Origin of the sequence: Curtobacterium sp. PhB78, assembly GCF_003751685.1 — a bacterium.
Classification (GTDB): domain Bacteria; phylum Actinomycetota; class Actinomycetes; order Actinomycetales; family Microbacteriaceae; genus Curtobacterium.
This window is the reverse complement of record NZ_RKIA01000002.1, coordinates 252,863-278,113: the sequence shown is the minus strand read 5'-3', so window position 1 is coordinate 278,113 and position 25,251 is coordinate 252,863. Positions and strand designations below refer to the sequence as shown.

Here is a 25,251-nt window from a genome sequence, read left to right as displayed (position 1 = left end):
CGTGCGTCACCCGCCCCGGTCCGGACGGTCGCCGCCGTCAGACGGAAGCGTGCGCCGGCGCCGGCAACGCGCCCAGGCCGCGCCGCAGGTCGTCGGGGGTGGCGGCCAGGCAGACGCGGATCCAGCCCTCGCCGGTGCGGCCGAACGCGCTGCCGGGCGCGACCGCGACGGCCTCGCGCTGCAGGAGGCCGAGCGCCCACGCCGCGACGTCGCCGTCCGAGGCGTGCGACACGTCGACCCAGAGGTAGAAGGCGCCGCGCGGGTCGAGGTACCGGATCCCGGCGGCGTCGAGGACCTCCTTCGCGACCTCGAGGTTCGCCCGGTAGTGCTCGCGGGCGTCGCGGACCGCGGAGTGGTCCCCCACGATCGCCGCCAGCGCCGCGTACTGGTCGGGCTCGGCGACGCAGCTGATCATCGCCTCCTGCGTGGTGCGCATCGTCGGCCCGAGGCCCTTCGGCGTGACGAGGTACCCCACCCGGACGCCCGTCATCGCGTAGGTCTTGCTCAGCGAGAACGCGGAGAACACCCGGTCGTCCTCGTCGAGCGCAGCCAGGCTGACGTGGCGGGTGCCGTAGGTGAAGTACTCGTAGACCTCGTCGCTGATCACCCACAGGTCGTGCCGCTTCGCGAAGGAGAGCAGCGCGCGCAGGGTGTCCTCGCCGAACACCGAGCCGAGCGGGTTCGACGGCGAGTTCACCACGAGCACGCGGGTGCGCTCGGTGACGCTCGCCTCGAGTGCCTCGAGGTCGGGTTCGAACCCGTGCTGCGGTTCGAGCCGGTACGGCACCGGCGTGGCCCCGAGGATGTGCGCGTTCATCGTGAAGGTCGTGTAGCCGGGGTCCGGCACCAGGACCTCGTCGCCGGGGCTCAGCGTCAGCGTCATCGCCTGGAACAGGGCCTGCGTCGCACCGATCGTCATCCAGATCTGTTCGAGGTCGGCCTCGATGCGGTTCTCGCGGCGGAGCTTGTCGCGGATCGCCTCGCGCAGGGGTGCGATGCCGCCGTTCGGCGTGTAGTCGGTGCGGTCCTCGGTCCACGCGCGACGGGCCGCGTCACCGATGTGCGGCGCCACGGGCACGTCCGGTTCGCCGATCACGAGCATCGTGACCGGGGTGCCGGCGGACTGCAGCAGCGCTGCCTGCTCGAAGACCCTCCGGATGCCGGAGGCGGGCACGGTGTCGATCCGAGGAGCGAGGGATGGCATGCCCGACACCGTATCCGGTGCGTGTTGCCGCGAGATCACGCCGATCCAGCGGTGTTTCGTGCTTTGGTGGCGGGCCGTTCGCCTGGTAATGTTGGTGGCTGGCTTGCGCGTTCCCCGCCCACGGGTGGAACGCGATGCGACCGAGGGCCCCTCTACCCCGCGGTCGCGCCCACCCGTACGAGACGAAGCAGGAGCTACACATGGCGAACATCAAGTCGCAGATCAAGCGCATCAAGACCAACCTCAAGGCCACCGAGCGCAACAAGGCCTACAAGTCGGAGCTGAAGACGTTCATCCGTCACACCAACGACGCCGTTGCCGCTGGCGACAAGGACAAGGCCGTTGCTGCCCTGGCCACCGCGTCGAAGAAGCTCGACAAGGCCGTGAGCAAGGGTGTCATCCACCGCAACCAGGCCGCGAACCGCAAGTCGGCCATCGCGAAGAAGGTTGCGTCGCTCTGATCTCCTGAGCGCTGCACGAAGGCCCCGCACCGAACGGTGTGGGGCCTTCGTCGTGTGCGGGGGTGTTGGGCGTGGGCGGCGTGGGCGCGGCGGCGGGCCGCACGCTTCGTGAGCAGAAATGGTCGAGTGGCCGGTCGGCACTCGACCATTTCTGCTCACCAAGTGCGCGGGTGTGGGCGCGCGACGAGCGCGCGACGACCGGGAGGCGCGGGTCGCCTCAGCGCGCCTCGCCGCGTCGGGCGATGGTGCGGACCATGACCTCGAGTGCGTAGTGCGCGTCGCGCGAGCCGCCCTTCACCGCGGTGTCCGCCTCGGCGATGCTCGTGATCGCGTTCGCGAGACCCGTCTCGCTCCACGAGGCGACGTCACGCTGCGCGCGCTGCACCTGCCACGGGGCCATGCCGAGCGCCGACGCCGCCTGACCGCTCGGCCCGCGGAACGCGCTGACCTTCGCCATCGTGCGGATCTTGCTCGCGAACGCCGCGACGATCGGCACCGGTGCTTCGCCCGTCGCCAGCGCGTGCCGCAACTCGACGATCGCCGGAGCGGACCGTCCGGCCAGGGCGATGTCGGCCACCTTGAACGCGTTCGTCTCGACGCGGCCGCCGTAGTACTTGTCGACGACCTTGTCGGTGATCTCCTGCGCTTCGTCCGCCAGGAGCTGCCGGCACGCGGCGGCGAGCTCGGCCAGGTCGTCCGCGAAGGCGACCACGAGGGTGCGGACCGCCGACGGCGCGATCTTGCGTCGGGCGGCGCGGAACTCGGCGTTCACGAAGTCGATGCGGTCGGTCTCGCGCTTGAGTTCGTCGCACAGGACCTCGACCCCGCCGCCGACCCCGCTGCGGATCGTGTCGAGCAGCTTCTTGCCACGCACCCCGCCGCCGTGCCGGAGCACCAGGGTGACGTCGTCGGCCGGGGCCTGCAGGTACGAGATGGTCTCGGTGATGAAGGCGTCGGTGCACTTCTCGACGTTGGTGACCCGCACGAGCCGCGGCTCGCCGAACAACGACGGGCTGGCGAGGGTCGCGAGCAGCCCGGGAGCGTACTGGTCGGCCTCGAGGTCGTGCACCTCGAGCGCCGGGTCCTCGCCCACGAGCAGGTCCTTGAGCACACTGCTGGCCCGGTCGGCCAGGAACGCCTCGGGCCCGGTGACGAGCACGACCGGGGCCGGCCGGATCCCCGACCAGGGGACTTGGTCGATCTTCGCTGCGGCGCGCGCGGGCTTCTTGGCGGGCATGCGGTCCTTCCGGTGGTGCCGACCCGGACGGTGCCGGTGCGACGAGTGCTCCGACGATCCTACGGGCGGCCACCGATGGCGTGCGCTCCGTCCACACCCGCAGGTCGTCGGCCGCCGCCCGACCCACCACGACGGTGCCGAGTTCGTCGGTCCGGTACGCGGCGGTCCCCGACGATGCGAGCATCGACAGCGCCGACCGAGTCGGGTGGCCGTAGGTGTTGTCCGCGCCGACGCCGACGAGTCCGACACGGGCCGCGAGCTGCCGGTACAGCAGCGGGTCCTGGTCGGCCGAACCGTGGTGCGAGACCTTCACGATGTCGACGGGGTCTGTTGGCAGCGCACCGCCGGAGCGGACCCGACGCTGCGCGGTCTCCCCCAGGTCACCGAGGAACACCCCGGACAGGCACGTCGGGCAGTCGGCACCTGGCGGCGGCTCGGTGACGAGCACGATGCTCGCGTCGTTGCCGGCGTCCGGGCTGCCCGCGCGCGGCCACACCACACGCCAACCGAGCGGCCCGAGCACGCCGGACACCCGGTCGTCGGCCTGCCGGACGTCGGCGCCACCGCGCTGCAGGTCCTGCACGACGCGGCTGTCCGACGCACGGCCGACCGGTCCGACGAGCGCCGTGTCGACGATGCCCGCGACCTCGTCGACCGCCCCGACGTGGTCGCGGTCGAAGTGCGTGAGGACGAGCAGGTCGATCCGGCGGACCCGCAGCAGGTCGAGGCACGCCCGGAGGCGGTCCGGGTCGTCCCCGGTGTCAATCAGGGCCGTGCTGTCGCCGCCACGGACCAGCACGGCGTCACCCTGTCCGACGTCGCACGCCGCGACCGCCCAGTCGCGCGGGACGGTACCGCGCACGACCAGCACAGGAACCGCGACGGCGGCGACACCGACCACGACGACGACTCCCGCGACGAGCAGCAGGCGGCTCCGCGCCGTCGGAGTGCTCAGCACGGCGACCGCGAGGCACCCGCTGACGACCACGGCGCCGACCACTCCGACGGTCCCACCCGGCCACGGCGCCGACGCGTACGGCAGCAGCGCTGCACCGTGGGCGATGCCCCCGACCGCCGACGCGGGGGCCCAGGCGACGGCTGCCAGCACCGACCCACCCCACGGCCAGACCGGCGCGAGCAGACACGCACCGAGGCCGACGACGGTGACGATCGGTACCAGGGGCTCGGCCAGCAGGTTCGCCGGCACCGCGTAGGTCGGCAGCGCCGCGGACAGCGGGATCGTCACGGGCCAGCAGGCGACCTGTGCTGCCACCGGCACGGCGAGGGCGGCGGCCGCCGGGGTCCACAGCCGTCGGGCGAGGAGCCTGGTGAGCGGTGGCCCGAGCACCACGATGCCGGTCGTGGCGAGCACCGACAGCGCGAACCCGAACGACCGCGCGAACCAGGGGTCGACCACCAGCATGCCGATCGCGGCCAGGGCGATGAGGGGCACGCCGCGCACGGGGCGGCCGGACAGGTGCACGACCAGCACGACGACCGCCATCACCGTGGCCCGAACGATCGACGGGTCTGGCCGCACGAGCACCACGAACGCGAGCAGCACGGCGACGGCCGACGCCGCCCGGAGCCCCCGAGGCATCCCGCAGAGTCGCCCGACCACCACGACGAGGCCGACGATCACCGCGCAGTTCGCCCCGGATACAGTTGTTAAGGGAGGGTCATATGGGAACACTGAGCGTCCGCGAGTATCTGCGTGTGTCTCGGGACCGGTCGGGAGAGGGCAAAAGCCCCGATCAGCAACACGATGAGAACCTTGCGGCGATCATGCGGCAGGGCTGGGTTCTGGCCCTCGGGGAGCCGTATCGGGACACCGATCGAAGCGCCAGTCGGTACGCCAAGAAGCAGCGCGAGGACTTCAAGCGTCTCATCGACGACCTCGAATCTGGTGACTTCGGCGCAGACGTTCTCGCCATCTGGGAGTCCAGCCGGGGGTCGCGACGCGTCGGCGAGTGGGTAGACCTGGTCGACCTCTGCAAAGAGCGGAAGGTGCAGATCTGGGTCACCACGCACGGCCGGCTGTACGACCCGAAGAATGCCCGAGACCGGCGCAGCCTCCTCGAGGACGCAGTCGACGCCGAGTACGAGTCGGACAAGACGTCCGAGCGGCTGCTGCGGAGCGTTCGTGCGGCGGCCGAGCGCGGCGCGCCTCACGGTAAGAACCTTTATGGGTACGTCCGCGTCTACGACCCGCAGACGCGTCGCCTCCTCCGGATCGAGGAGCATCCGGAGCAGGCAGCCGTGGTGCGAGAGGCCGCTCGCCGAATCCTCGGCGGCGACTCGTTCCGCGCCGTTGCCCGAGATCTCAACACCCGCGGCGTGCCCGCGCGGCGGCCGAGCCGCACGGAGCATCGCAGCGAGATCGGATGGACCGCGCCGGCAATCAAGCAGATGCTGTCAACCGCCTCCTACGCCGGTAAACGTGAACATAAGGGGGAGATTGTTGGGGATGCCGTCTGGCCGGCACTCGTGGGCTTCGGCGAGTGGCAGAAGCTCCAGGCTGTGATGTATCCGGCGTCGCGCCGCCGTACGAACGACTGGCCCGCGAAACATCTGCTCGCAGGCATCGCGATCTGCGCGGTATGTGGAGGTCGGCTCCACGTGGGCCGCCAGAGCGCCGGGAAGCGGAAGTTCGACGCAGATGGGCATCCGCTGCCTCGGGTGACCTACAAGACGTACGTCTGCGACGGTGCTTCGAAAGCACCGGGAGCGTCTGGACCAGCGGGATTTCACGTGAGCATGCGGGAGGAGCTGCTCGACGAGATTGTGGTCGAGCTTCTTCTCGAACGGCTCGAGCGGCCAGACTTCCTCGCTCTCAGTGAAGACGAAGACGACAAGGCAGACGTTGAACGCGAAGCGCTCATGGCCGAGATCAGGGGGTACGAGGAGTACCTCGAGAATGTCCGTGCCCAGGGCGCCGTACAGATGCGTTTCGATCTGATCACTGATCAGGAAGCACGAGTACTGCCGCAGATCGAGGCAGCACGGGCACGGCTCGGGAAGTTGTCAACGCTGGACCCGCTCGTGACCAGGCTTGTCTCGGAGGGGGGCCTTCGAGATCGCTGGCCAGACATGGAGCTCCAGGACAAGCGACGACTGATCCGCGCTGTACTGACGCCGATGGTGAAGCCAATCGGCCGGGGTTGGCGCGGCAAGCAGGGCCCGAACCGGGATCGCGTGGTCGTTGCGTGGCGCTGATCCAGTGGTCCGGCGGGATGCGCTGGGATCGCGGGTAGATCCGGCGGGAGGGAGGTCAGCCCCGGCCACCTCTTGGGCGAAGAGCAGAAGCCCCGCAGCCGTCTGACTGCGAAGCTTCTGTGGTTCAGGAGTCTCGATCTGTTGCTTCAGGCCCAGTCGTCAGCGAACATGCGCTCACCCGAGACCGAGGAACGCCATGATCCAGACGATCGCGGCAGCGGCCGCCTACACACCACCATGGTGGCTACCACCGCTGCTCACGGGAGCTTTCGTTCTAGCGGCAGCCTTCATCACTCTGGGCTCCCTGTGGTTGAGCGATCGCCGAAAGCTATGCCGGGAAGACCGGCGACAGTGGGACCGAGAGTTGAAGGACAACTACATCGGTGTCGCCGCGGAGATGGGTCCGCTGCTCGTACTGCTGCAACACGCCGGTTCCCACGACCTCGATGTCGAGACGATGCGCGGTCACTTGCAAGCTGTGATCAGGACGGTGCGCAGCCACGCAATCCAACTGCAATTGACGGCACCGACGGCCGCGATGTGGGCGTTGACGGGTCTGCTGTCGCATCTGAAGGAAGCCGAGGATGAACTGTCGGGAATCGGTGGCGCGGAGTACGTCGACCGTTCTTGGAGCCGGCGGACGTGGGGTCTCCTAGGCGACACAAGCGTGGAGCTTCACCTGACGACTGAGTCAGCGCTGCGTCCTCCCCGGTCTCGAAAGTGGGACGTGGAGATCTGGCGACGGGTCAAATGAGTCAGAACGCCCGCTCGTCGGAGCTCTCGGGATCGAGGTTAAGCGGGTCCTCCCAGGAGAGGCCATCGCCGAGGCTCGGTCCGCCATGGACGCGTCCAAGGAGCCGCCCGCCGATCAGGACGGCGCTGACCCGGACGCCTCCTGAGGGAGACGCAACGCTGACCGTGTCGCTGAGGGTCGCTACTGTCGCACCATGGTGCAGTTGGTGATCGCGGGCGTCGACCTGGGTTCGTTCGTCGACGAGGTCATCGCCGCGGTCAAGGTCAGTGGCGCGAGCGGCGTGGAGGCCCTCACGATCGCGCAGCAACGCGTCGACGCGCTCAATCGCTCGCGAGCCTCATCCCTGTCACCCGAGCAGAAGAACGCGGTCGCTCGAATCGCCGTGCGACAGGCTGCTCTGGTCGAGCCCGAAGACGACGAACTCGATGATCATTTCCTGCCGACCCCGCCAGGCGGCTTCACAGTGCCGCGCTCGGCGTGGAACTGGTCGGGACAGCCGCTTCCGCCAGACGCCCGCGCGGATCGGACCGCACGAGGCCGGATGTCGGCCTCGTCGGGTGACCGAGCGTGGCGACACCTCGAGCACGCTGTCGCCCGGATCATGCATGGCACCGTCCGCTCGGGGAGTCACGACGGGGGCATCGACGTCGAGTCGGGGCATGCTGTGGCGCAAGTGAAGCGCCAGCGGAGACCCGTCGGCGCACCGGTTGTGCAACAGCTCCACGGCGCTGCTCAGGGTGAGGGCAAGACCGGGGAGTTCTACACGACTGGGTCGTACAGCCGAGACGCGGTCGCCTTCGCGCGTCGTGTGGGTGTGCGGCTCTTCCTGGTCGACGAGGTCACGGGGCAAGCTGAGCAGGTCACGTAGCCTCCGTCAGAACGCCTGCTTGTCGAACCCCTCGGGCTCTGTGTTGAGCGGGTCCTCCCATGTGAGGCCGGCGGCGACGGCACGGTGAAGCGCTTCCTCGGTCCGGCCGAAGTAGCAGAACCCGTGCTGGTCGGTGATGCCGTACGCGGGGGCGAGGCTGCCGATGAGCCGCCAGTTGAACAGCATCTTGCGGACGTCGATGACGTACTGGTCGGTCGCGCGGACCCGGAAGCCGTACTCGGTCGGCGTGAGCTGGTCGGTGATCGTCACGGGGTCCTTCCTGGTTCGGAACAAGGCGCATCGGTGGTGGGATCGTCGGGTCATCGTCATCCCGATGTCCGACCGCTGAGGCATACTCGCGACGTGAGCATCGACAGTGTGCACCCGCCGAGAAACCAGCCGGTGCGCTGGGAGGACACCGTTCGGCAGCGAGCCACAGACGTCGCCGTTCGTCGGATCGATGGTCTTCGGACTGGAAGCGATCAGCTGCACTTCGTCCGAGCTGAGCTGGATAACATCGCTGCCGCTGGGCAGAGGATCGACCCGCCTCAGATCGGCCCCTCGTGGATTGAACCGCCGGACAACGGCGGTTCGTATGCAGGGATGGTCCTCGCTGCGGTGATGGCCGGAGGCGGCGTCTACATCGGACTGTCGATGTCGTGGATCTTCGGCATCATCGCGCTGATCGCCGCCGTCTGGTTCGGGATCATCAGCGCCGTGATGTACACGACGAAGGGGGCCGCAGCCAAGCAAGCGGCCGAGCGTGCCCAGCACCGACTCGAGAGCGACATCCGTGAGCGCGCTCATGCGACGACCAAGATCGCGTACGAGGCGGCTGCCGCGGCGTTCTGCAGCGCCATGGGTGTCCCGGAACGGTTTCGCTCCGAGATCGAGGGCCTCGTCCGTTCGGGAGATGAGAGCACCTTCGTGTCGACGATGGAGCGGCTCGCACGCCGGCCACGATACGGCGACGCCCCTGTTCCGACGGCCGAGCGTGTCGAGCCGTCCGCGTACGAGTACTTCTGCGCCGTGTGGATGCAGCACAAGGGCGCTTCTGGCGTGCGCGTGACCCAGCGATCGCGCGACGGCGGCATCGACATCACGAGCGACCACTTCGTCGCTCAGTGCAAGCGGTACGCCGGCGCGGTCGCCGTGAAGGAGATCCGCGACCTGTTCGGTGCGGCCACCGTGAAGCAGAAGCAGTCGATGTTCTTCACGACGGGGCGCTACACGGCGGCAGGGCTCTCGTTCGCTGAGGAGGCGGGTGTCGCCCTCTTCGTGTTGGCCACCGACACTGACCGCGCGGTCGCCGTATCGTCGGCGGCCCAGACGCTCAGCGCGAAGGGTCTTAACCCCGACGAGTGGTGAGCGTCACCTCTCTGCGAGGATCGGGGAGACGAGCACGGAGAGGGTGGACATGGCCGAGACGACGAGCGTGCGGTGCTACATCGACGCGTACAAGGGCGAGGGTGGACGTCAGGGGCTGCGGCTCCGCGAGAAGGGCACTGGGCGCAAGGTGTCGTTCGGCGAGGTCGAGCCGGCGCAGGCTGAGGCCTTCATCCAGTCCCTCATCATGGGTGCCTCGAGCGCCGAAGCGATGCCCGACCTGATGCGCGAGAACGGTGAGGACGACGCCGTCCGCGTCTCGGGCAACGTCGACTTCGACAGCCACGAGGAGCTCCGCTTCCAGTACGACGCGGACCTGCAGTACCTGTGCGTGTGATGGGCACGGCTGCGACGCTGGTGCCGACGCCGAGCCCGTCGCCGCTTGACGTACACGTCATCACTGACAGCGCTCCTGGATGGGTGACGCCCCTGCTCACCGGTGCGTTCGTTCTTGCGGCCGCCTCGATCACCACCGGAGGGGCGCTGTTTTCGCTGTGGTTCAGCGACCGTCGGAAACTCCGACGTGAGGATCAGCGGCAGTGGGACAACGACCTGAAGAAGGCCTACGTTGCTATCGCGTCAGCGGTGTCCCGAGCACAGCTCGAACTGGCGCGCCTAGGGCCATCCAACCCGCGACAGCGCCTTGACGCCGTGCTCGAGCAGACCGAAGAAGCGATGCGTGTCGTCCAGGAACAGGTCGAGCTGCTGCAGCTGATCGCGCCGGTTGCAGTGAGTGACGCCGCGAACGATGTCTTAGAGATCCTGGCACGACGCTGGGAGCGGGGCTTCGAGGCTCGCTTGAGAGGCGGCGAGGATGACGAGTTCGCGGGCGCTCCGATGAAGGTCTGGCAGGACTTCAAGGAGGTCGATGCAACGATGACCACCCTGCGCAATCGCGTCCGAGAGGCGATCCGCATCGAGGCTTCTACCTTGGTGGGATTCTTGCAGCGACGGCGGTCGAGGTAGCGAAGCGAGCAGAAGCCCCGCGGCCGAGATGGCTGCGGGGCTTCTTACTCAGGCCCTCTCGGTTCCCCCTAAGCGGGCGTCCCGGCCCGCCGGGGTCACGGTCGCGGAGCGATGGCGACATCGGCTCTGTGCCGCGGTACTTTGCCGAGCTGGTGGTCATGTCAGGTGAATGGTGCGGGCATCACCCACAGCGACGAGTACCCCCCGAAGTGGGGACACCTGGCCCGCAAACGTACTCTCCATTGCTCACGAATGCTGTTTGACTGTTACCTGTTCGGCAGACGCCGGACGCACAACTCCAAAAGATCTAAATCCCGGCTCTGACGTGTGCCGGGCGCGATATCAGCCACAGACTGCCTGATTGATCTCTCCTTCTCCTGATCATTCGTTGTGCTCTAGATACATCGGAGCATCAATTGACCGACCTCATCACTGACACTCGCCTGCCCGATTCCCGCAGCGCCTTCGGCCTGACGCTCGCGGAAGCCGCTGAACGGAGCGGATACGGCGTTTCGACCCTGCGGCGACACATCAAGGATGGCGGACTCCGGGCAGTCAAGGCGAAGGGTCGCGTATACATCCGACCTGACGACCTCGACGAGTTCGCCGAACCCGTTGAGATGAACTCGACGGAAGAGAGCCTGCAGGAGTGGGCCAAGCGCGTGGCTGCGAAAGCGCCGCCTTTCAGCGCCGAGCAGCGTGCGATCATCCTGAGCGCGTTCGCGACGACCCTTCGCGACTGATGCAGCTGATCACTCGATTGTCCACATCCGTCGTTCGACGTCAGCGGACGCTGAGTGGACGCGAACCAGTCCCGCCTGCCCCCAAGAAGACCCGAACAATTACGGTCTCGTTAGGAGCCGCGACGGCTCGGCTTCACTGCTTGCTCGGGTTGCGCCCGAAGCCTCCCCTTGAGAGAGCTCGATCAAGGCGGTGACGTTGGTGACGTCACCGAACGGACCTGCAAGCAGTCGAGATCCGTTCGTACGACGAGTGTCCCGATGGGCACTCGACCAGCGAACTCCTGAGTCATCTCACGGTCGCGCACGGCCAGTGAGCTTCTGTTCCAGAACGTCACCAACGTCACCCCTCGCTGCTGCACAGCGATGCCCAACCCCATCGAGCGATTGCGTCTCTCTGCGCCTACCCGCGCTGCGTCAGCGAGCCCAGCGACCCGCGACTCTGCGACTCGACAAGGCCAACGGCGCTCGCCTCATCGCCTCCCCAGCGCACGAGCGCACGATCGCGCAGCGATCAGTCAAACAAGAAGGCCCCGGCGCTGAAGACGCCGAGGCCGACCAACCATCAGAAAGATGATCTTGAACAACACCATCGTATCTCAGTCGACCCTGCTCGCCGAGCTTCAGGATGGAGCGGAGTCGCACCGGAATCAGGCCCAGATCGCCTTCGAGTTCGCGCTCGACAACTTCGGTCGTTTCCTCTTCGTCCGCAACATGGGCTGGATGGCCTTCGACGACACCCGGTGGGTCGCCGACACGGGACTCACGCAGGACGCGCTCCTTCGCACGCTTCGCCGTCTGCGCCTGCGAGCGTCAAACGAGCTCGCCAAGGGCGAGTTCGAACACGACGAGGTCTTGGCCCGCCGCGGCAAGAATCTCTTCACCCTCGTGCAGTCTTGCGAGAGCGCTGGCGGCCTCGCCGGCGTCCTCAAGATCGCATCGAGTCTTCAGGGGATGACGGCGACGATCGATCAGCTCGATGCGGGCCCCGACCTGCTGAACATGCCGAACGGCACGCTCGATCTTCGAACGATGCGGCTTCGTGCTCACGATCCGAGCGACCTGATCACCAAGCTGACCCGCGCTTCGGCGGACCCGACGAACCTGGCACAGTCGGGCCCCTGGCAGGGATTCTTGAATCAGGTTCTCCCGGACATGGAAGTGCAGCGGTTCTTCCAGAGACTCATCGGATTGAGCCTTCTCGGCGAGGTTCGCGAGCACATCTTTCCGATCGTCACCGGTGAGGGGCGAAACGGGAAGGGAGTCGCGTACACCGCCTGCATGGACGCGCTGGGCGACTACGCGGCGGTGGCGGAGGCTGGGCTCTTCGAGGTGCAGCGCGGCGGTAACGCCCAGAACGCAACGCCCGGGCTTGCGAAGCTGCGCGGCGTCCGGCTGCTGGTCGCATCAGAGCTTGAGGAGAACGCTCGGATCTCGGCAGCCTTCATGAAGCGCATGACGGGCAACGACGAGATCACTGCACGCGAACTGTACGGCGCCCCGTTCCAGTTCACTCCCGCCTTCCTCATCCTGATGATCACGAACTTCCTGCCGAAGCTCCCGGCGAACGACCCAGCGACGTGGGCGCGAGTTCGCGTGGTGCCATTCAACGTGGTGATCCAGAAGGCCCAGCAGGATCCTGAACTCAGTTCGAAGCTCAAGCTGGACCGCGACGCCGTCCTGGCGTGGGCAATCGAAGGCTTGCGGGACTACCTCGCCAACGGCTTGAACGAGCCCGCGTCGGTCGTCCTGGCGACCAAGGACTACGCCAACTCGCAGGACGATGTTCGCCGGTTCATCGAAGCCCGCTGCCTCATGCATCAGCAGGATGGAGACACGACCACCGTCCTCCTTGGCGCGTATCAGGCATGGGCTTCGGACGAGGGAATCCATACCGCGCATCAGCTCGGCCGGTCGAAGTTCGGGGAGGCGCTCGACAAGCTCGGCATCCCGGCAACTCGGATGAAGAAGGGCGCTGTGCGCGTCGGACTGCTCGTCGACCCGACGGCAGCGTGAAGCGTGATGATCACCTTCAATCCATCGAGCTCGGCCTGGTGCGCGCTTGCTGGGAGCGCCCCATGGGGACACGCCGTTGTGACGTGCGACGCACTCAGCTGCCCACGTGCGCGCGCGATCGTACGAACAACGTTCGACGACCGCGACGCGCGAACGATGCCTTGGGCGACTCTGGCCGGCCCGACGAGCGACCAGCGAGTTGGGCCCCTCGGGCCGCCGAAGCGCGGCCCTCGATGCGCGCAGCACGTCGGCGCCCCGCAGGGCACCAGGAACTTCGAAGAGCGAAGCGGCCGCGAAGTGTATGGGGCTACACCTTCTTCTGCCGCGAAGGAGACGACCACCCTCCCGAAGGTGCACTGGGGTGGTGGTCGGAGTCGCGGCAGAAGAAGCCCCTCGGGAGAGTCGCCGAAGGCATCGAGGGGTGCGACGACGAAGTCGGTGCAGCGCTCGATCAGCGTCGAGGGTGGCGAAGCATGAGCTACACGATGACGTTCGACGCCTCACACAAAGTGGGACGCGGAGGGCACGCGCAGCGCTTCTTTCGCCACATCGCGCGGGAGGCTGATCAGGAGGCCGGCTTCCACTTCGTGCAGACGAACAAGAACATCGTTCCGGAGCGGACACACAACAACCGCACGCTGATCAACGACGGGGCCGGGGACTTCCGCCAGCTCGTCTCGGTCGATGGCAAGCCGCCGTCGGCCGAGTTCCAGACCTACTTGGAGAGCCGTCTCGCGATAGTCAAGCGCCCCCTGCGAAAGGATGCCGTCCTGGTTCGGGGCCTCATCCTGCAGCTCGATCCGAAGTGGTTCGACGAGTTCAATCCCGACTGGCGCACCCATGGCCCCAACAAAGAGGCCGTCGACTACATGGGCGCCTCGTTCGAATGGGCAACCAAGGAGTTCGGGCAGGAGAACGTTCTCGGCTTCTCGCTGCACCTCGACGAGTACAACCCTCAGCTCCAGGTCCTCATCACGCCCGTAACGCCTGATGGGCGCCTGTCCCAGAAGGACTACTTCAAGGGCCCGGGCGACCTCCGTCGCCAGCACAAGGACCTCCGCGAACACATGGCGGCTGCCGGGTACGACGTGGAGGATCGCGTCACCGAGCGCTCACGCCAGCACCTCAGTAGCAGCGAGTTTCAGTCGAAGGCCGATCGGCTTCACGACGCGACAGCGGATGCGGAAGCCGAGCGGGCGACGTACGAGACGCTGCAACATAGCCTCGGTAACCGAGCGAAGAACCTCGACCAACGAGAAGCGACGCTGCAAAGTCGAGAGGAGTCACTCGCGTCCGCCCAGGAGAAGGCACTGAAGGCTCGAGAAGAAGCGGACGAGATGGGGCGCGAGGCCGCCGCTGTTCAGGCAGCCGCCCGGCGGGCTCGAGATGAGGCAGAGGCGGAGCGCGAGCGGCTGCGTGGATTCAACGAGAAGCTGGATCGCCTGCCGCCGTACATCGAACGCTGGCTGGACAAGCGGCAGAGCAACGGAAAGCCGCTACGTGAGGTCTACGAGGCGGACCTGGCCCGGGAACACGCAGCGCGCGTCGATGCGCAGCGACTAGTCGAGGGGAGCACGCCGCGAGTTCGGCATTCGGGCTGGGAAGCCAGCAAGTGACCATCTGACGGTCACACGTAGACCAGATGACGGCCACTGACACGCGGTTCAGTATCAGTGGCCGTCAAATGGCCACCTCGCGGCCTTTTTGTGCAGATCAGGACCGTTTGCTGGTCACCGGGCGGCCACTCGCTGGACCAACTCTGGACAGTGACGTTTGAGGGCGTGACGTGGCCATTCAGTGGTCAGATTCCGGCCAAATGACGCCCAAACATTTCCAGATCTCGACCGTCTGTCTCGAAAGCCCGCAGGGTCGTTACTCGCCCTCGGTACGCTCGCGTCATGTACCTCGATGCACCTCGCGGCTTCCGTGAGCCGGCGCTCGTTGCGGCTCGGAACGAGCTGCTCGAGTCGGCCGAGGCGACGCTGCCGCTAGAGGCCTGGGCGCGCAGCGTCGAGGCGAAGCGCCGTGCGCGACAGCGGGACATCGTGCTCCCGCACTTCGACCCGGCCGAAGCCGGCGTCGGTGCCCGTGCGCTGCTGCTGCTCGAAGCGCCCGGCCCGAAGACGGTTCCGCAGTGGGGCGGCTCGGGCTTCATCTCCGCTGACAACGACGACCCGACGGCGCAGAACATCTGGCGGACCCGCAACGAGGTAGGCCTGCACGAGCGCATGCTCGCCTGGAACATCGTGCCGTGGGTGCTGGGACGTGCGTCGGTGAAGCCGTCGAAAGTCGAGCTCACGCAGGGGTCGCTGGAGCTCCGTGCGCTCCTCGAGCTGCTGCCTGACCTCCGCGTCATCGTGCTCTCGGGCCAGAAGGCGCAGGACGGGTGGGACGCGCACCTGGATTTGACGATCGGCGACCGGTACCGCGTGCTCCGGACGGTGCATCCGGCGGGCCAGTCCTTCGCGCAGGCCGGCGCGAAGGAGCGGTTCACACAGACGCTGGCGAAGACGGCCGAACTCATCGCGTAGGGGCGCGCTTGTGCCAACGTGAACCCCTGGGGAGCTACCGCTCAACGGGGTCTCGCGTGAAACTGAAGGACGCCGCTGGCCAGCTGCGGTGCATCGTCGCTCACGGCACGGTGCTCCACATGCGGCTGTCGACCCTCGCTGGTCCCCCGCACGGCTATGCGGGATGCGTAGCCTGATCATGACGTCGCCGGTGTACTGAGTTGCGCCTGCTCCACCGCTGCGGTACGCACGCTATGGCAAGCATTCGCGCGGGACACGGCCCGCATTGCTGACCCACAAGACCGCTGACACTCCCGAGGCGCAAGAATAGCCGATATCCGGGATGCTCGTATTCGAGCAGATTCGTACCGCGCGACGGGGAACCAGGCTGCCGCATCTTCGACCCTGCGAGCATCCCAGCATGACGACACGAGAATCATCGCCTACAGATCCAGACGACGACGAGGTCCAGCGCCTCATCGAAGCGCTTCGGGGTCTTGGCGGTGAGCGCGCATACCTGCTGCGCGGCCTGTCGACTCTGATTGAGACACTTGAGCCTATCCGACCCCACGATCCAAACGTCGACGATCAGCGGGCGGCGCTCATTGAGCTCGGCGTGTTCACCGAGCAGTCCTTCGCCGAGACACAGCGCGAGGTTGACCGAGGGGAACTCCGCCTGCAGGAGATCAAGACATGGCTCACCGCAGCACGAGACACGAGGTCGCTCCGAAGCATTGCGCGGTTCCTCCACCTCTCCGAGGACGAGGTCCGCGCGGAAGTCGCGAAGCATCGGCTTGTCGCCGTCGACATCGGCGGCGAACTTCGTTTCCCGACCTGGCAGCTCAACACTCGTCCCGTCGGGCGGGTCCTGCCGCACCTCCCGGACCTGATCCCCGCACTCGAACAGCGCTGGGACTGGATCTCCATGGGCGGTTTCTTCACGACCCGCCAAGAAGATCTCTACGGCGAGGGCCGCAAAACGCCCGCCGCATGGCTCGAGGACGGCGGAGACCCAGAAGCTGTGCGTGACATCGTGGAAGGCAGCGGACGTTGGTAGTGGGCAGCCATGACGAACCGCGACGCGTCTCGGCTCACCGCTTCGGTTCGCCGCATCGTTGGAGTCCTCGCTGTGATCGAGGCTCCGAATGAGCGACGGCGACTCCCTGGGCCCCTCAATCAGTGGCGATACCGTCTATCGTCTCAGCGAGGCGCTCCGACCGCTGGTCGACGATGTTGACCTGAGTGTCGACGCCATCGCTTCCGCCCTCGAAATCGTCAAGCCTCGAAAGTCGCCGTGGCGAGATCGCGTCGCCGAGGTCGCTGAGGAACTCATCGAGAGGAGCGCCTACGGCGAGGCCGAGCAGTTCGATGCGGAGAACTTGGCAACTCGCTTGTATCTCGTGCTCGACCCTGACGATCAGATAACGGTCGACCTCACCATGTCCCGCCGATGGGTACTCGAGCTCCTTCGCTGGACTCCCGAGGAGCTGGACCACGCGTTGTCTGTCGGCCAGCTGGTCGCAGTCAGGATGCTCGGGGTGCTTCGGTTCCCTCGCTGGCAGTTCGACGTCGAGGAAGCGTGCGTCGTTGATGGAGTGCCAGAGCTCCTTCGAAGGATTCCGGAGGGCTGGCGAATTCGCGATGCCGACGAGTTCTTCAGCGACCCTCACCATGAGCTCATCGTCCATGAGGCTTGGTCCCCCAACGCCTGGCTCAGGTCCGGCAAGGACAGCGATGCCGTGGCTGCAATCATGTCCGCACTCCCATCTATCGATGCCTGAAGCCGTCATCGATGACGTGCCAGTGGACCATCTGTCCAACCCGCCAAGGAGACCATTGAACGACCAAACCGACGGTGCAGCTCACCACGACTCGAATCGCCGCGAGATGCTGGTCAGTACCGGCCATCACGTGTCCGACCCATTCCTGCTAGCGCTCCTCCGGGGCGTCACAGCAGGCGAAGTATCCGCCACCGATGCGATCGCGCACGCTCTCGACTACGTCGATCACCACCGATCGCCCACAACGACACCAGCCGAGACCGACCGTCGTGTCGCGTTCAGCGGCGGCGCGAGTGGCGCCGAAGGCGGCGCCGTGGTCGATTCGAACGCCCGTGAACTGTTGCTTCGCGTCGCAGACGGCCGCATGACCGCCGACGAGGCGCTGCCCTTCGTGATCGCGCTAGTCGACGACGGCAATAACGTCTCAGATTCCGGTTCCCCGTCGGATCCCGGCTACACCGCCATACCGCTCGTATCCAATCGATCTGCAACCCGATGTCGACGAGGGCCTCATCACCAGCGCGGAAGCAACCCGTCGCGTGCTCAGCGGCTATCGGGTCGACCAAACGCTTCGGGCAGCAGTCACCCCGCGCGACCTCGACGCCAGCCGCGACTTCAGGGATCCGGAGCTCTCGGACCTCGTCCGCGACGTCATCCGAGGCACGCGCTCTGAGGATGACGCCATCTCGCGGGGACTCGACCGGATTCGCGGCCTTGCGCGTTGATTGAACTCCATTCTCGGCCGTGTGACAAACGAATCCCGAGAAGCGCCACTGAATGCCACCAGCGCACGCACGGTCGATATCGATGACTTCGCGGAGCGCCGCTCCCCCAGCCCTCGTCGCCTTGGCGCTGCAAAATGGTTGCCCGCAGCGAGCACTTGCCGCTTTAGCTGGGCAAGAGTGGCGGCATACCCGGATACGGCCGGTGACGGTTCAAACTCACCGGTCCGTCTGCCTGGACCGGCCGCGGGAAGAAGAAACATCAAGTCGATCTATCCGGCGAGCTATGCCAGGGTTGATGTGACCCCCGAGCGAAAGGCGACCCACCATGGCGCAGAAAGTCACCACATACCTCGTTGACGACCTCAGCGGCGACACCATCGAAGACGGCAGAGGCCGTACCGTCACCTTCGGTTTCGACGGCAGTAACTACGAAATCGACCTCACCAACGACAACGCCGACGCGCTTCGCGAAGCGTTCTCCGACTACGTGGCGGCCGCCCGCAAGGTGAGCGGCCGGTCCGGCCGGACCACCGGTGCCAGCGCCCCCAAGCGCGGAAACTCGGAAGAGCTCGCGAAGATCCGCGAATGGGCGAACGCGAACGGCCACGAGGTCTCCTCGCGCGGCCGCATCAGCCAGGCCGTCCGCGACGCATACGACGCCGCGCACTGACGCTCCCCCGGACAGAACAGCCGGCCGCCCCGAAGGGCGGCCGGCTGTTCTCGTTCGCGCCGATACGGCGAAATCATGTCAACTACCATCCATCGCCGTTGGTAGTAGATCCGCCCAGTCATCGTCGACAACGTACGACGCTGCACCTTCGCAGTTTGTCGGTGCCAGGTCGACGCCCGCAGCAACGTTCAAGGCCTCGTTGCCTACTTCAAAATGGTCAGCGCCCTGATCCTGACTTTGAAGAGAACGTACGGTGTGAACCGTCGCCGCATCGTGCTTTACCAGAAGGAGTCGGTCGCCCACACTCAGCCTACCTCTCTCCATCTTGACGCCAACCCTACCTTCCCAGCGCTTCACTACCGTGCCCAAAGACGTTAGTCGCACGTCAATTACCCGACTAAGTAGCTCTTCGGTCACCGCCGCATTAACCGACCGGAGGTATGCACCCACAGTGTCGACATACGAACGCAATAGGTCCGGTGAGAGCGTATCGTCGTCGCCATATGAGTGGGCAACATCGTTTCTGCGCTGGACTAAATCGATCAGAAAGGACTCGAAGGAGTTGAACCCGGTACGATCCGCTTCTTCCGTGGTAATGTTGGAGATTCGCTGCAAGAGATTCACAGATAATCGGCTCAACAACTGCGCTACGTAGTCCCAACGATAATTCGCTGTAGACAGTGTGAAAGCAGCGCCGATCAACCCCGGCTCAGCCTCTGAGGATGTCCCTAGCGCGGCGAGTGCGGCAGCTTCTTCAACAGGCATGCGGGTGCGTGCTCGGTCCCCGTCGATAAGGCATCGAAGAAGGAGCTCGCGATGGTCCTTCTGAACTTTTTCCGGAAGTGCGGATCGGGACGGGTATACGGAATTTAGCACTATTGTCGTTGAGATTAGAATCTCGTCAATCGTCTGCTCTATGACACCGTAGCATGCAATGATTACAGTTACGTAAGTCGATCGTCGAGCACGCTGATCCAGCTCACGTAAGGATTCTCTGTCCTCCGCATACTGGGCCTCAAGGGCTCCTGACAGAACATCATAAAGGTCTAAGTCCGAGTGAATACGGCGAGTAGCCGACGTTATCAGATCGGTGATCTGCTTCATCAGCCGTGAGCCACGACTCGCCGCAAGAGACCCTCGATGAGTGCGTCGCGTTCCGCCAAGTCTTGCGGATCGGTCCTACGACCATCGAACGCGGCGGCGTGCTCGTCATAGAGGGCTTCCAACCCGGATAGGACTTCCTCCTTGCGCGCGCGGAGAGTGCCCTCTTCGTCGATGAACTTACTGAATGCGGCCATGATTGAGTCGTATGCAAGGAGCGTCGCCCGTGGCACCCACGACCTCACACCGTTGCGGTCGCGCCGAATATAGAATGCACGCTCCCCCAATACGGCCTCAGCCAAATCGATCGTCGCGACGAAGATCCTGCCCACAGCTTCGACCGTCTCTTCGTCGAGTTCACGATTCGCTACTGTCCAGTATTCGTCGAGAAAAGGACGCAGGCGCCGGGGGGCAGCCACGCCTCCTCGCTGACGGTGCGCGAAGAATCGGAGGACCATCTCGACGTCTTCCATCTGCCGATACTTCTCATTGGCTAAGACCTCCTCCGCTACCTCCCCACTCTCCAGCTCCCGGTCGTCGGGCTCGGGGATTCCCCACTCGCGACAGAAGCTCGGCGTTCGAGCAAGGCGTGGCAGGACGGAGTTCAGCGACCCCTTACTGAGTGCGTTTCGGGATTCCTGAGGCATCAACGGCTCCCCACCGCTATTGATGCGCTCGAAGACGAGCTCTTTGAGCTGATCCGCCTGCTCTGCGTTTTGAGCGGTTTCATACAGAAGGACGATACTCGAAAGGTACCGACGATCAATGCCCTGGCGTAATTGCAGAGGTAGCTGCTCGTAGGTGCGGCCTTCCAGCACTTGCCAGTATTCAAGACCCGTGAGTACTAACTCGTTCTTGTAGAATGCCGACAGCGCCGTTAGGCGCTGCAGACCATCCATGACCTGGAACTTTGAATACTCATATTCGTAGAGGAAGATCGGAGGCACAGGAACATTCATAAGGAACGATTCGATTAGCCTTGATTGCTTAGGGGCACTCCAGCGGCTGCGACGCTGGAAGTCCGGGCGAAGCTCCCATCGACCTGACGAAAGGACCGCGGGCAGCTCAGCGAGTTGAGTTCGGGCCTGATCGGTAACGATCCGAATCTCGCCACTCACGTAACGTGCGGAAATCTGTTCATCTGACATGGGAGGCTCGGCGTAGGGCTCCGAGCGACCGAGGTCGAGCTTTTCGTTGGGCAGAAGCTTCGCTGGCACCTGGATCCATTCGGTCGGTTAGCAGTGATTCGCATCCTAGGGCTGACGTTGCTTCGCCGCGCGCTCCAGGTCACCTACTCGTGCCAGTCGAACCGGGCGTCGTCGTCGGACGCGCCGTGTTGGGGTATACCCCAACGCCACAATGGCTCCGGTGGTCGAATCGCGTGGTTCCAGGGTGCCGATTCGTCCTTTTGCTACAGGAGTGTGCGAGGGTCCAGAGGTGGTGCAACACAAGGCGCAGACCGTCGCGTACGTTCGGGTGAGCTCGAGCGACCAGAACCTCGACCGACAGCTCGAGGCCATCGGCGACGTCGACCGGGTGTTCGAAGAGAAGGTTTCCGGCGGCTCCCGCACCGACCGGACCGCGCTGCTCGACTGCATCGGATACGTCCGCGACGGCGACACCGTCCGGGTCGCATCCATGGACCGGCTCGCCCGCTCCCTCGGCGACTTGCGCGACATCGTCGACGAAATCACCGCGAAGGGCGCCTCGGTCGAGTTCGTGAAGGAGCAGCAGACCTACAGCCGCGACACGGACGACGCGGTCGGCCGGCTCATGCTCAACCTCCTCGGCGCGTTCGCCGAGTTCGAACGCACCCTGATCCGTGAACGCCAACGCGAGGGCATCCGCATCGCCAAAGCCGCCGGCAAGTACAAGGGCCGCAACCGCAAACTCACCGACGACCAGATCACTCAAGCACGCCGACTCATCGGTACCGGCGTCCCCAAGACCACCGTCGCCCGCGGGCTCGGCATCGACCGCACCACCCTTTACCGGATGCTCGCGACACCTCTCTCCCCCGCTGCCACAGATGCAGCCGCTGGGGACGACGCCGCCGTGTAGCGTTTAGCGCCCCTTCACCGGGCATTTTCGCGGGACACCTATACGGGAATCCCCAGGTCGGCACTTGGGAAAGTTGTAGCGGTTGTCACCCTGTCGCCGTGCAGCCCCGCCGGGGACGTGTACGTACCGACGGTCGTGCCCGGGGTGAACTGCCATGCCGTGCCGACGGCGTGCGGCGCTCGCTCGAATCGCCGCGATCGTGGTCTCAAGCTCGATTGCTGCCTGTCACGACGCGCGGGGCACGTTCGCGCGCACGTCGTCGGCCTGCGCCTCGTCGAGCTCCCAGAGCCCGGTGTGCGTCGGGTACTTCACGCGCAGGTATTTCCGCACGACCAGTCCCGGCCGGGATTCGTTCGTGTAGCCGAGTTCGGCTGCCAGCTCTCGCGGTGTGTACGTCATCGTCGATTGCTCTCCCTCTCAGCCGCGCCCGAGCAGCCGCCGAAGTCAGCCACTGCGCGTCGTGGTCTCGCTACTTGCCTGGGATGCCGGTGGCTCCCCCGCAGGCGGCACGGACCCAGTCATGGGCGCCGGCACGCCGATCGTGATGCTCAGCTCGCGCTCCGCCGGGTCCGGCATCGGCGTCATCGGCCAGTCCGACGGTTCGTAGTCGTCGGGCACGACGTACCCGCCGCAGTCGACGACCTCACCGGCGGCGTTCACCGTGACGTGCTGCACGTACAGCGTCCCGTCGTCGAAGTCGTAGGGACTGGGCCCGTCCGGTGCGTACGCCGTCCGCTCGCGAAGCCCCTTCGACCAGGAGAGCCGGCCGACCGTGCCTTCGTCCGACGTCGCCCACCAGTGGGTGCCTCGCCACTCGACGTGGAGCTCGTCGCCAACGCGGACTGATCCGATGTGCTCGGTGACCGTCGAGTGGTACAGGCTCGACAGCAACGGCGTGCCTCGACCGGCGAGGACGCTCGAGTAGGGCCCGGTGATGCCGAACCGGCGATCGCCGTTCTTGTGCGTCGAGCCGAGCTGCGGATGCCCGTCCGCGGCCGCCGGCGGTCCTGACGGCTGCATCATCACCCCTCCTCGTGCCCAATCATCGCGCCACACTAGTGTCGTCGCATGGGGTTCTGGGGGCAGACGCAGCGCGCTCCGCTCAACGTCCGAGCGCTCGTCGCTATCGCGCTGGTCGTCGCCACAGGGATCGCGGTTTGGGCGACCGGGGCGTTCGATCCCGCCGCCCAGACCCCGCCGTCCCAGTTCGACTACGACGGAGGGAGCACGCCACCCACCGCAGGCGATCGGGTCACGGCGACGGTGCAGGCTCTCGCGCTGATCGGAACCCTGCCCGCGGCCGTGCTCGCCCTCGTCATCGCGACGAGCTCTCTCCGGATCTGGAAGGAACAGGTCTCCGCGATCATCGCGACCAGCCTCGCGAGCATCGCGGCACTGGCCGGCATCTTCTTCGCCTGGGTCGGTGTCGGCACGCTGGTGTTCTTCACGTAGCCGAAGCGCGGGAACCCGCCGCCCGCGTTCGGTCAGCCGCCAAGCCCCGGCGGGGCGCCGGAACTACGCTGCAACGATGACCGCCCCGCACGTCTCCGACTCGCTGGCACAGCGCAACGCCGAGCCGCTGATCATCGCGGCTGTTGCCGCGTACGTCGGCGTCCCGCTCGCGCCCGCCCGCATCACGTTCGAGGACGGCGTGCGGGTCGAGATCGATGGAGCCTCCGAGGACCGTGCAGTCATGGTGGAGGCGTACGCGCACACGGGCGTGCTTCGAGGTGGCCAACCGAAGAAGCTCGCGACCGACGCGTTCAAGTTGACCTGGGCCGGGCGGAAGCTCGGATCGACGCGGTTGATCATCGCCGTGATCGATGAGGAGGTCGAGCAGTACCTGCTCCGCCCGAAGGCGTGGCTGACTGCGGCGATGCGCGACAGCGCCGTCGAGGTGGTTCGAGTGGACATCGACGAGAGCGCCCGCGCTCGGGTCGCGGCCGCGCAGCGGCTGCAGGAGATGACTGGCACGGGCACTCCCGAAGGCTGAACCAGCCGACGCCGTGTTCGGGGGCTGGACCACCTCACCAACCGACGACACGATGGGGGCATGGACATCAAGGGCCGAGACGGCGTCGCAGCACTCACCGACGAGTACCTCGAGTTCCGGTTCGGGTTCGGCGTCCGCGGGACGAAGCTCACCAAGAGCGTTCGGGTCCCTCTGGCGAAGATCGAGCGCCTCGAGTACGAGGGCGACCAACTCCGCGTTCGAGCGAAGGGCTGGTCGTTCACGCCGGAGCCGAAGGCAGACGGCCTGACCTTCCGCTTCAACCAGGACGGGTCCGGTGACGAGCTCGCTGCGACGTTGTCCGAGACCACGGGCGTGCCGTTCACCGACCTGACCACCGGCGATACTCAGTGGCGGGAGGAGCGGAAGGCGCAGATGCGTCGAGACCGTCCGCAACGGCGACTCGTCGCGCCGGCCGGGAACTCCCAGGGCTACTACTTCGAAGGCCGCAACCTCGCGCACGGGGCGTCGCGGTGGGCGATGGCTGGCGCAACAGCGACCGTCGACGGCACGTCGTCGGAGCGCTCGTCAGCCGGTCGGACTGTGGGCGGCGCGCTCGTCGGTGGTCTGCTCGCCGGCGGCGCTGGCGCCGTGGTCGGTGCGGTCGTCGGATCGGGGGCGACGAAGGACACCTCGAATCGGTATCTCACCATCGTGACGACGGACGGAACGGTCGTCGTCACGTTCCCGCCGGTGCTCGAGACCCAGGCTCGGATCTTCGCGGCACGCGTGAACTCCTGGGGTCGCTGATCGATGCGATGACGGACCTCTGCTGCTCGCACACGCCGAGAGCCGCGACCGACGCGAAGAAATGGTGACGAGTTCCGCGGACACTGGGGCGAGAAGAACCGATCCCCGCAGCCAGCAGGCTGCGGGGTTCTGTTCTTGGCCGGCCGCCCGGCTCAGGTCTCCGAGAAGGGAGCTCAGACCTTCGACATCCGCACCGTCGCCGTGGTCCCACTGATGGAGACTGGGAAGCTGATCTCGCCCTGGTCGAGGACGAAGTCCTTCGTGTCGTCCGTCGAGCCCAGGAGCGCACTGTCGGTCGCGGCCTTGTCCCGGGTCGACGTCCATGTGTAGGGGCTTTTCGCGTCATTCGGCGGCGTGAACGTGCCGACCCAGAAGAGGGACGTGGTGTCGCCGTTGTCGGTGACGAAGTTCACGGTGATCGTGTCGCCCGTGATCGTGGCGGCCGTCCAGCCGTCGGAGCTCTTGGTGTTGTTCTGCTTCCAGTTGCCGGTGAGGTCCGGAGCGGCTTCTGGCGTCGGGATGGGAGCCGGCGCGCTCTGGGCGACGGCCGAATCCGTGCTGTCAACCGCAGGCCCAGCCTGTTCGGCGGCGCTGCAGCCGGTCAGCGCCAAGATGGTCGCGACGGCGAGGGGTGCGATGAGCTTCTTCATAGTGAGTTCATGGTCGCTGGTCATGACCGATGCTCAGTAGCTCGAGAGCGAGACATGCGGTGAACCGCCGCCAGACGCCGCCCAGGAACTTGCGTCGACAACGCGCGTCGACGTGGTCGACATCCTCAACCGCGAAAAGTTCCA

General features: G+C 66.1%; 26 protein-coding genes and 1 pseudogene. 18 read left to right on the top strand and 9 right to left on the bottom strand.

What is annotated here, in order from left to right; translation table 11 throughout:
- Nucleotides 1-37: 37 nt before the first annotated feature.
- Nucleotides 38-1,204 (bottom strand): pyridoxal phosphate-dependent aminotransferase, encoded by a 1,167-nt coding sequence (locus EDF53_RS05020; protein ID WP_123292543.1) that lies wholly within the window; start codon nucleotides 1,202-1,204, stop codon nucleotides 38-40.
- Between the two features lie 200 nt (nucleotides 1,205-1,404).
- Between EDF53_RS05020 and rpsT the strand changes: the two genes are divergently transcribed.
- On the top strand, nucleotides 1,405-1,665 hold the full coding sequence (gene rpsT, locus EDF53_RS05015; RefSeq protein WP_111085752.1) for a 30S ribosomal protein S20: 261 nt from the start codon (nucleotides 1,405-1,407) through the stop codon (nucleotides 1,663-1,665).
- 217 nt (nucleotides 1,666-1,882) lie between these two features.
- Here the strand turns inward: rpsT and holA are convergent, their stop codons facing one another.
- Together holA and EDF53_RS19815 are read right to left on the bottom strand one after the other, a co-directional pair.
- Nucleotides 1,883-2,902, bottom strand: a complete 1,020-nt coding sequence (holA, locus tag EDF53_RS05010; protein WP_123292542.1) for a DNA polymerase III subunit delta — start codon at nucleotides 2,900-2,902, stop codon at nucleotides 1,883-1,885.
- Between the two features lie 664 nt (nucleotides 2,903-3,566).
- Nucleotides 3,567-4,523 (bottom strand): annotated as a pseudogene (locus tag EDF53_RS19815) (ComEC/Rec2 family competence protein); the annotation flags it as partial.
- Nucleotides 4,524-4,585: 62 nt separating this feature from the next.
- Here EDF53_RS19815 and EDF53_RS05000 point away from each other — a divergent pair.
- The 3 genes from EDF53_RS05000 to EDF53_RS04990 all read left to right on the top strand — a co-directional run bounded on the left by EDF53_RS05000 (nucleotide 4,586) and on the right by EDF53_RS04990 (nucleotide 7,740).
- Complete coding sequence (locus EDF53_RS05000; protein ID WP_123292541.1) at nucleotides 4,586-6,118, top strand: recombinase family protein; 1,533 nt, start codon at nucleotides 4,586-4,588, stop codon at nucleotides 6,116-6,118.
- 196 nt (nucleotides 6,119-6,314) lie between these two features.
- Nucleotides 6,315-6,872 carry a hypothetical protein gene (locus tag EDF53_RS04995; protein ID WP_148058279.1) on the top strand — a complete coding sequence of 186 codons (558 nt, stop codon included), beginning with the start codon at nucleotides 6,315-6,317 and terminating at the stop codon, nucleotides 6,870-6,872.
- 193 nt (nucleotides 6,873-7,065) lie between these two features.
- Nucleotides 7,066-7,740 (top strand): restriction endonuclease, encoded by a 675-nt coding sequence (locus EDF53_RS04990; protein ID WP_123292539.1) that lies wholly within the window; start codon nucleotides 7,066-7,068, stop codon nucleotides 7,738-7,740.
- Nucleotides 7,741-7,746: 6 nt separating this feature from the next.
- Here EDF53_RS04990 and EDF53_RS04985 read toward each other — a convergent pair whose 3' ends face one another.
- Nucleotides 7,747-8,010: a hypothetical protein gene (locus EDF53_RS04985; RefSeq protein ID WP_123292538.1), complete on the bottom strand. Its 264-nt coding sequence runs from the start codon at nucleotides 8,008-8,010 to the stop codon at nucleotides 7,747-7,749.
- Nucleotides 8,011-8,043: 33 nt separating this feature from the next.
- On the opposite strand from EDF53_RS04985, the gene EDF53_RS04980 reads away from it, so the two are divergent.
- The 10 genes from EDF53_RS04980 (at nucleotide 8,044) to EDF53_RS04930 (ending at nucleotide 18,534) form a co-directional block, all read left to right on the top strand.
- Nucleotides 8,044-9,108, top strand: a complete 1,065-nt coding sequence (locus EDF53_RS04980) for a restriction endonuclease (RefSeq protein ID WP_148058278.1) — start codon at nucleotides 8,044-8,046, stop codon at nucleotides 9,106-9,108.
- 49 nt (nucleotides 9,109-9,157) lie between these two features.
- Nucleotides 9,158-9,463 (top strand): hypothetical protein, encoded by a 306-nt coding sequence (locus EDF53_RS04975; RefSeq protein WP_123292536.1) that lies wholly within the window; start codon nucleotides 9,158-9,160, stop codon nucleotides 9,461-9,463.
- Nucleotides 9,463-10,092, top strand: a complete 630-nt coding sequence (locus tag EDF53_RS04970; RefSeq protein ID WP_123292535.1) for a hypothetical protein — start codon at nucleotides 9,463-9,465, stop codon at nucleotides 10,090-10,092. Before EDF53_RS04975 ends, EDF53_RS04970 begins: the two co-directional genes overlap by 1 nt.
- A 416-nt stretch (nucleotides 10,093-10,508) precedes the next feature.
- Nucleotides 10,509-10,835 (top strand): helix-turn-helix domain-containing protein, encoded by a 327-nt coding sequence (locus EDF53_RS04965; RefSeq protein ID WP_221181189.1) that lies wholly within the window; start codon nucleotides 10,509-10,511, stop codon nucleotides 10,833-10,835.
- Between the two features lie 570 nt (nucleotides 10,836-11,405).
- Entirely contained in the window at nucleotides 11,406-12,848 is a 1,443-nt protein-coding gene (locus EDF53_RS04960) for a phage/plasmid primase, P4 family (RefSeq protein ID WP_123292534.1), read from the top strand.
- Nucleotides 12,849-13,321: 473 nt separating this feature from the next.
- Complete coding sequence (locus EDF53_RS19250; protein WP_185020950.1) at nucleotides 13,322-14,464, top strand: plasmid recombination protein; 1,143 nt, start codon at nucleotides 13,322-13,324, stop codon at nucleotides 14,462-14,464.
- A 282-nt stretch (nucleotides 14,465-14,746) separates the two neighbouring features.
- Nucleotides 14,747-15,379 carry a uracil-DNA glycosylase gene (locus EDF53_RS04950; protein WP_123292532.1) on the top strand — a complete coding sequence of 211 codons (633 nt, stop codon included), beginning with the start codon at nucleotides 14,747-14,749 and terminating at the stop codon, nucleotides 15,377-15,379.
- A gap of 400 nt (nucleotides 15,380-15,779) precedes the next feature.
- Entirely contained in the window at nucleotides 15,780-16,415 is a 636-nt protein-coding gene (locus EDF53_RS04945; RefSeq protein ID WP_123292531.1) for a hypothetical protein, read from the top strand.
- 88 nt (nucleotides 16,416-16,503) lie between these two features.
- Nucleotides 16,504-17,139, top strand: a complete 636-nt coding sequence (locus tag EDF53_RS04940; RefSeq protein ID WP_123292530.1) for a hypothetical protein — start codon at nucleotides 16,504-16,506, stop codon at nucleotides 17,137-17,139.
- 1,050 nt (nucleotides 17,140-18,189) lie between these two features.
- Nucleotides 18,190-18,534: an Lsr2 family protein gene (locus EDF53_RS04930; protein ID WP_123292528.1), complete on the top strand. Its 345-nt coding sequence runs from the start codon at nucleotides 18,190-18,192 to the stop codon at nucleotides 18,532-18,534.
- Between the two features lie 78 nt (nucleotides 18,535-18,612).
- Here the strand turns inward: EDF53_RS04930 and EDF53_RS18940 are convergent, their stop codons facing one another.
- Both EDF53_RS18940 and EDF53_RS04925 read right to left on the bottom strand, forming a co-directional pair.
- Nucleotides 18,613-19,638 (bottom strand): HEPN domain-containing protein, encoded by a 1,026-nt coding sequence (locus EDF53_RS18940; protein WP_148058276.1) that lies wholly within the window; start codon nucleotides 19,636-19,638, stop codon nucleotides 18,613-18,615.
- On the bottom strand, nucleotides 19,638-20,852 hold the full coding sequence (locus EDF53_RS04925; RefSeq protein WP_123292527.1) for a DUF262 domain-containing protein: 1,215 nt from the start codon (nucleotides 20,850-20,852) through the stop codon (nucleotides 19,638-19,640). The genes EDF53_RS18940 and EDF53_RS04925 overlap by 1 nt, the downstream gene beginning before the upstream one ends.
- A gap of 142 nt (nucleotides 20,853-20,994) precedes the next feature.
- On the opposite strand from EDF53_RS04925, the gene EDF53_RS04920 reads away from it, so the two are divergent.
- The gene (locus EDF53_RS04920; protein ID WP_123292526.1) at nucleotides 20,995-21,696 is read left to right on the top strand and encodes a recombinase family protein; all 702 of its coding nucleotides are present in this window, start codon (nucleotides 20,995-20,997) and stop codon (nucleotides 21,694-21,696) included.
- A gap of 225 nt (nucleotides 21,697-21,921) precedes the next feature.
- On the opposite strand, the gene EDF53_RS19245 is transcribed toward EDF53_RS04920, so the two are convergent.
- Complete coding sequence (locus EDF53_RS19245) at nucleotides 21,922-22,095, bottom strand: hypothetical protein (RefSeq protein ID WP_185020949.1); 174 nt, start codon at nucleotides 22,093-22,095, stop codon at nucleotides 21,922-21,924.
- A gap of 45 nt (nucleotides 22,096-22,140) precedes the next feature.
- Nucleotides 22,141-22,716, bottom strand: coding sequence for a hypothetical protein (locus EDF53_RS04915; protein WP_185020948.1), 576 nt, complete (start codon nucleotides 22,714-22,716; stop codon nucleotides 22,141-22,143).
- 48 nt (nucleotides 22,717-22,764) lie between these two features.
- On the opposite strand from EDF53_RS04915, the gene EDF53_RS04910 reads away from it, so the two are divergent.
- The 3 genes from EDF53_RS04910 to EDF53_RS04900 all read left to right on the top strand — a co-directional run bounded on the left by EDF53_RS04910 (nucleotide 22,765) and on the right by EDF53_RS04900 (nucleotide 24,457).
- Nucleotides 22,765-23,148: a hypothetical protein gene (locus EDF53_RS04910; RefSeq protein ID WP_123292524.1), complete on the top strand. Its 384-nt coding sequence runs from the start codon at nucleotides 22,765-22,767 to the stop codon at nucleotides 23,146-23,148.
- A gap of 76 nt (nucleotides 23,149-23,224) precedes the next feature.
- Nucleotides 23,225-23,689 carry a hypothetical protein gene (locus tag EDF53_RS04905; RefSeq protein WP_123292523.1) on the top strand — a complete coding sequence of 155 codons (465 nt, stop codon included), beginning with the start codon at nucleotides 23,225-23,227 and terminating at the stop codon, nucleotides 23,687-23,689.
- Nucleotides 23,690-23,749: 60 nt separating this feature from the next.
- Nucleotides 23,750-24,457: a hypothetical protein gene (locus tag EDF53_RS04900; protein WP_123292522.1), complete on the top strand. Its 708-nt coding sequence runs from the start codon at nucleotides 23,750-23,752 to the stop codon at nucleotides 24,455-24,457.
- A 173-nt stretch (nucleotides 24,458-24,630) separates the two neighbouring features.
- On the opposite strand, the gene EDF53_RS04895 is transcribed toward EDF53_RS04900, so the two are convergent.
- Nucleotides 24,631-25,131, bottom strand: a complete 501-nt coding sequence (locus EDF53_RS04895; protein WP_123292521.1) for a hypothetical protein — start codon at nucleotides 25,129-25,131, stop codon at nucleotides 24,631-24,633.
- Nucleotides 25,132-25,251: the final 120 nt, after the last annotated feature.

What these genes read in the sequence shown, in the direction of transcription:
- EDF53_RS05020 (WP_123292543.1), bottom strand. Translation starts at nt 1,204, where the DNA reads ATGCCATCCCTCGCTCCTCGGATCGACACCGTGCCCGCCTCCGGCATC.
- rpsT (WP_111085752.1), top strand. Translation starts at nt 1,405, where the DNA reads ATGGCGAACATCAAGTCGCAGATCAAGCGCATCAAGACCAACCTCAAG.
- holA (WP_123292542.1), bottom strand. Translation starts at nt 2,902, where the DNA reads ATGCCCGCCAAGAAGCCCGCGCGCGCCGCAGCGAAGATCGACCAAGTC.
- EDF53_RS05000 (WP_123292541.1), top strand. Translation starts at nt 4,586, where the DNA reads ATGGGAACACTGAGCGTCCGCGAGTATCTGCGTGTGTCTCGGGACCGG.
- EDF53_RS04995 (WP_148058279.1), top strand. Translation starts at nt 6,315, where the DNA reads ATGATCCAGACGATCGCGGCAGCGGCCGCCTACACACCACCATGGTGG.
- EDF53_RS04990 (WP_123292539.1), top strand. Translation starts at nt 7,066, where the DNA reads ATGGTGCAGTTGGTGATCGCGGGCGTCGACCTGGGTTCGTTCGTCGAC.
- EDF53_RS04975 (WP_123292536.1), top strand. Translation starts at nt 9,158, where the DNA reads ATGGCCGAGACGACGAGCGTGCGGTGCTACATCGACGCGTACAAGGGC.
- EDF53_RS04970 (WP_123292535.1), top strand. Translation starts at nt 9,463, where the DNA reads ATGGGCACGGCTGCGACGCTGGTGCCGACGCCGAGCCCGTCGCCGCTT.
- EDF53_RS04960 (WP_123292534.1), top strand. Translation starts at nt 11,406, where the DNA reads ATGATCTTGAACAACACCATCGTATCTCAGTCGACCCTGCTCGCCGAG.
- EDF53_RS19250 (WP_185020950.1), top strand. Translation starts at nt 13,322, where the DNA reads ATGAGCTACACGATGACGTTCGACGCCTCACACAAAGTGGGACGCGGA.
- EDF53_RS04950 (WP_123292532.1), top strand. Translation starts at nt 14,747, where the DNA reads ATGTACCTCGATGCACCTCGCGGCTTCCGTGAGCCGGCGCTCGTTGCG.
- EDF53_RS04945 (WP_123292531.1), top strand. Translation starts at nt 15,780, where the DNA reads ATGACGACACGAGAATCATCGCCTACAGATCCAGACGACGACGAGGTC.
- EDF53_RS04940 (WP_123292530.1), top strand. Translation starts at nt 16,504, where the DNA reads ATGAGCGACGGCGACTCCCTGGGCCCCTCAATCAGTGGCGATACCGTC.
- EDF53_RS04930 (WP_123292528.1), top strand. Translation starts at nt 18,190, where the DNA reads ATGGCGCAGAAAGTCACCACATACCTCGTTGACGACCTCAGCGGCGAC.
- EDF53_RS18940 (WP_148058276.1), bottom strand. Translation starts at nt 19,638, where the DNA reads ATGAAGCAGATCACCGATCTGATAACGTCGGCTACTCGCCGTATTCAC.
- EDF53_RS04920 (WP_123292526.1), top strand. Translation starts at nt 20,995, where the DNA reads ATGGCTCCGGTGGTCGAATCGCGTGGTTCCAGGGTGCCGATTCGTCCT.
- EDF53_RS19245 (WP_185020949.1), bottom strand. Translation starts at nt 22,095, where the DNA reads ATGACGTACACACCGCGAGAGCTGGCAGCCGAACTCGGCTACACGAAC.
- EDF53_RS04915 (WP_185020948.1), bottom strand. Translation starts at nt 22,716, where the DNA reads ATGCAGCCGTCAGGACCGCCGGCGGCCGCGGACGGGCATCCGCAGCTC.
- EDF53_RS04910 (WP_123292524.1), top strand. Translation starts at nt 22,765, where the DNA reads ATGGGGTTCTGGGGGCAGACGCAGCGCGCTCCGCTCAACGTCCGAGCG.
- EDF53_RS04905 (WP_123292523.1), top strand. Translation starts at nt 23,225, where the DNA reads ATGACCGCCCCGCACGTCTCCGACTCGCTGGCACAGCGCAACGCCGAG.
- EDF53_RS04900 (WP_123292522.1), top strand. Translation starts at nt 23,750, where the DNA reads ATGGACATCAAGGGCCGAGACGGCGTCGCAGCACTCACCGACGAGTAC.
- EDF53_RS04895 (WP_123292521.1), bottom strand. Translation starts at nt 25,131, where the DNA reads ATGACCAGCGACCATGAACTCACTATGAAGAAGCTCATCGCACCCCTC.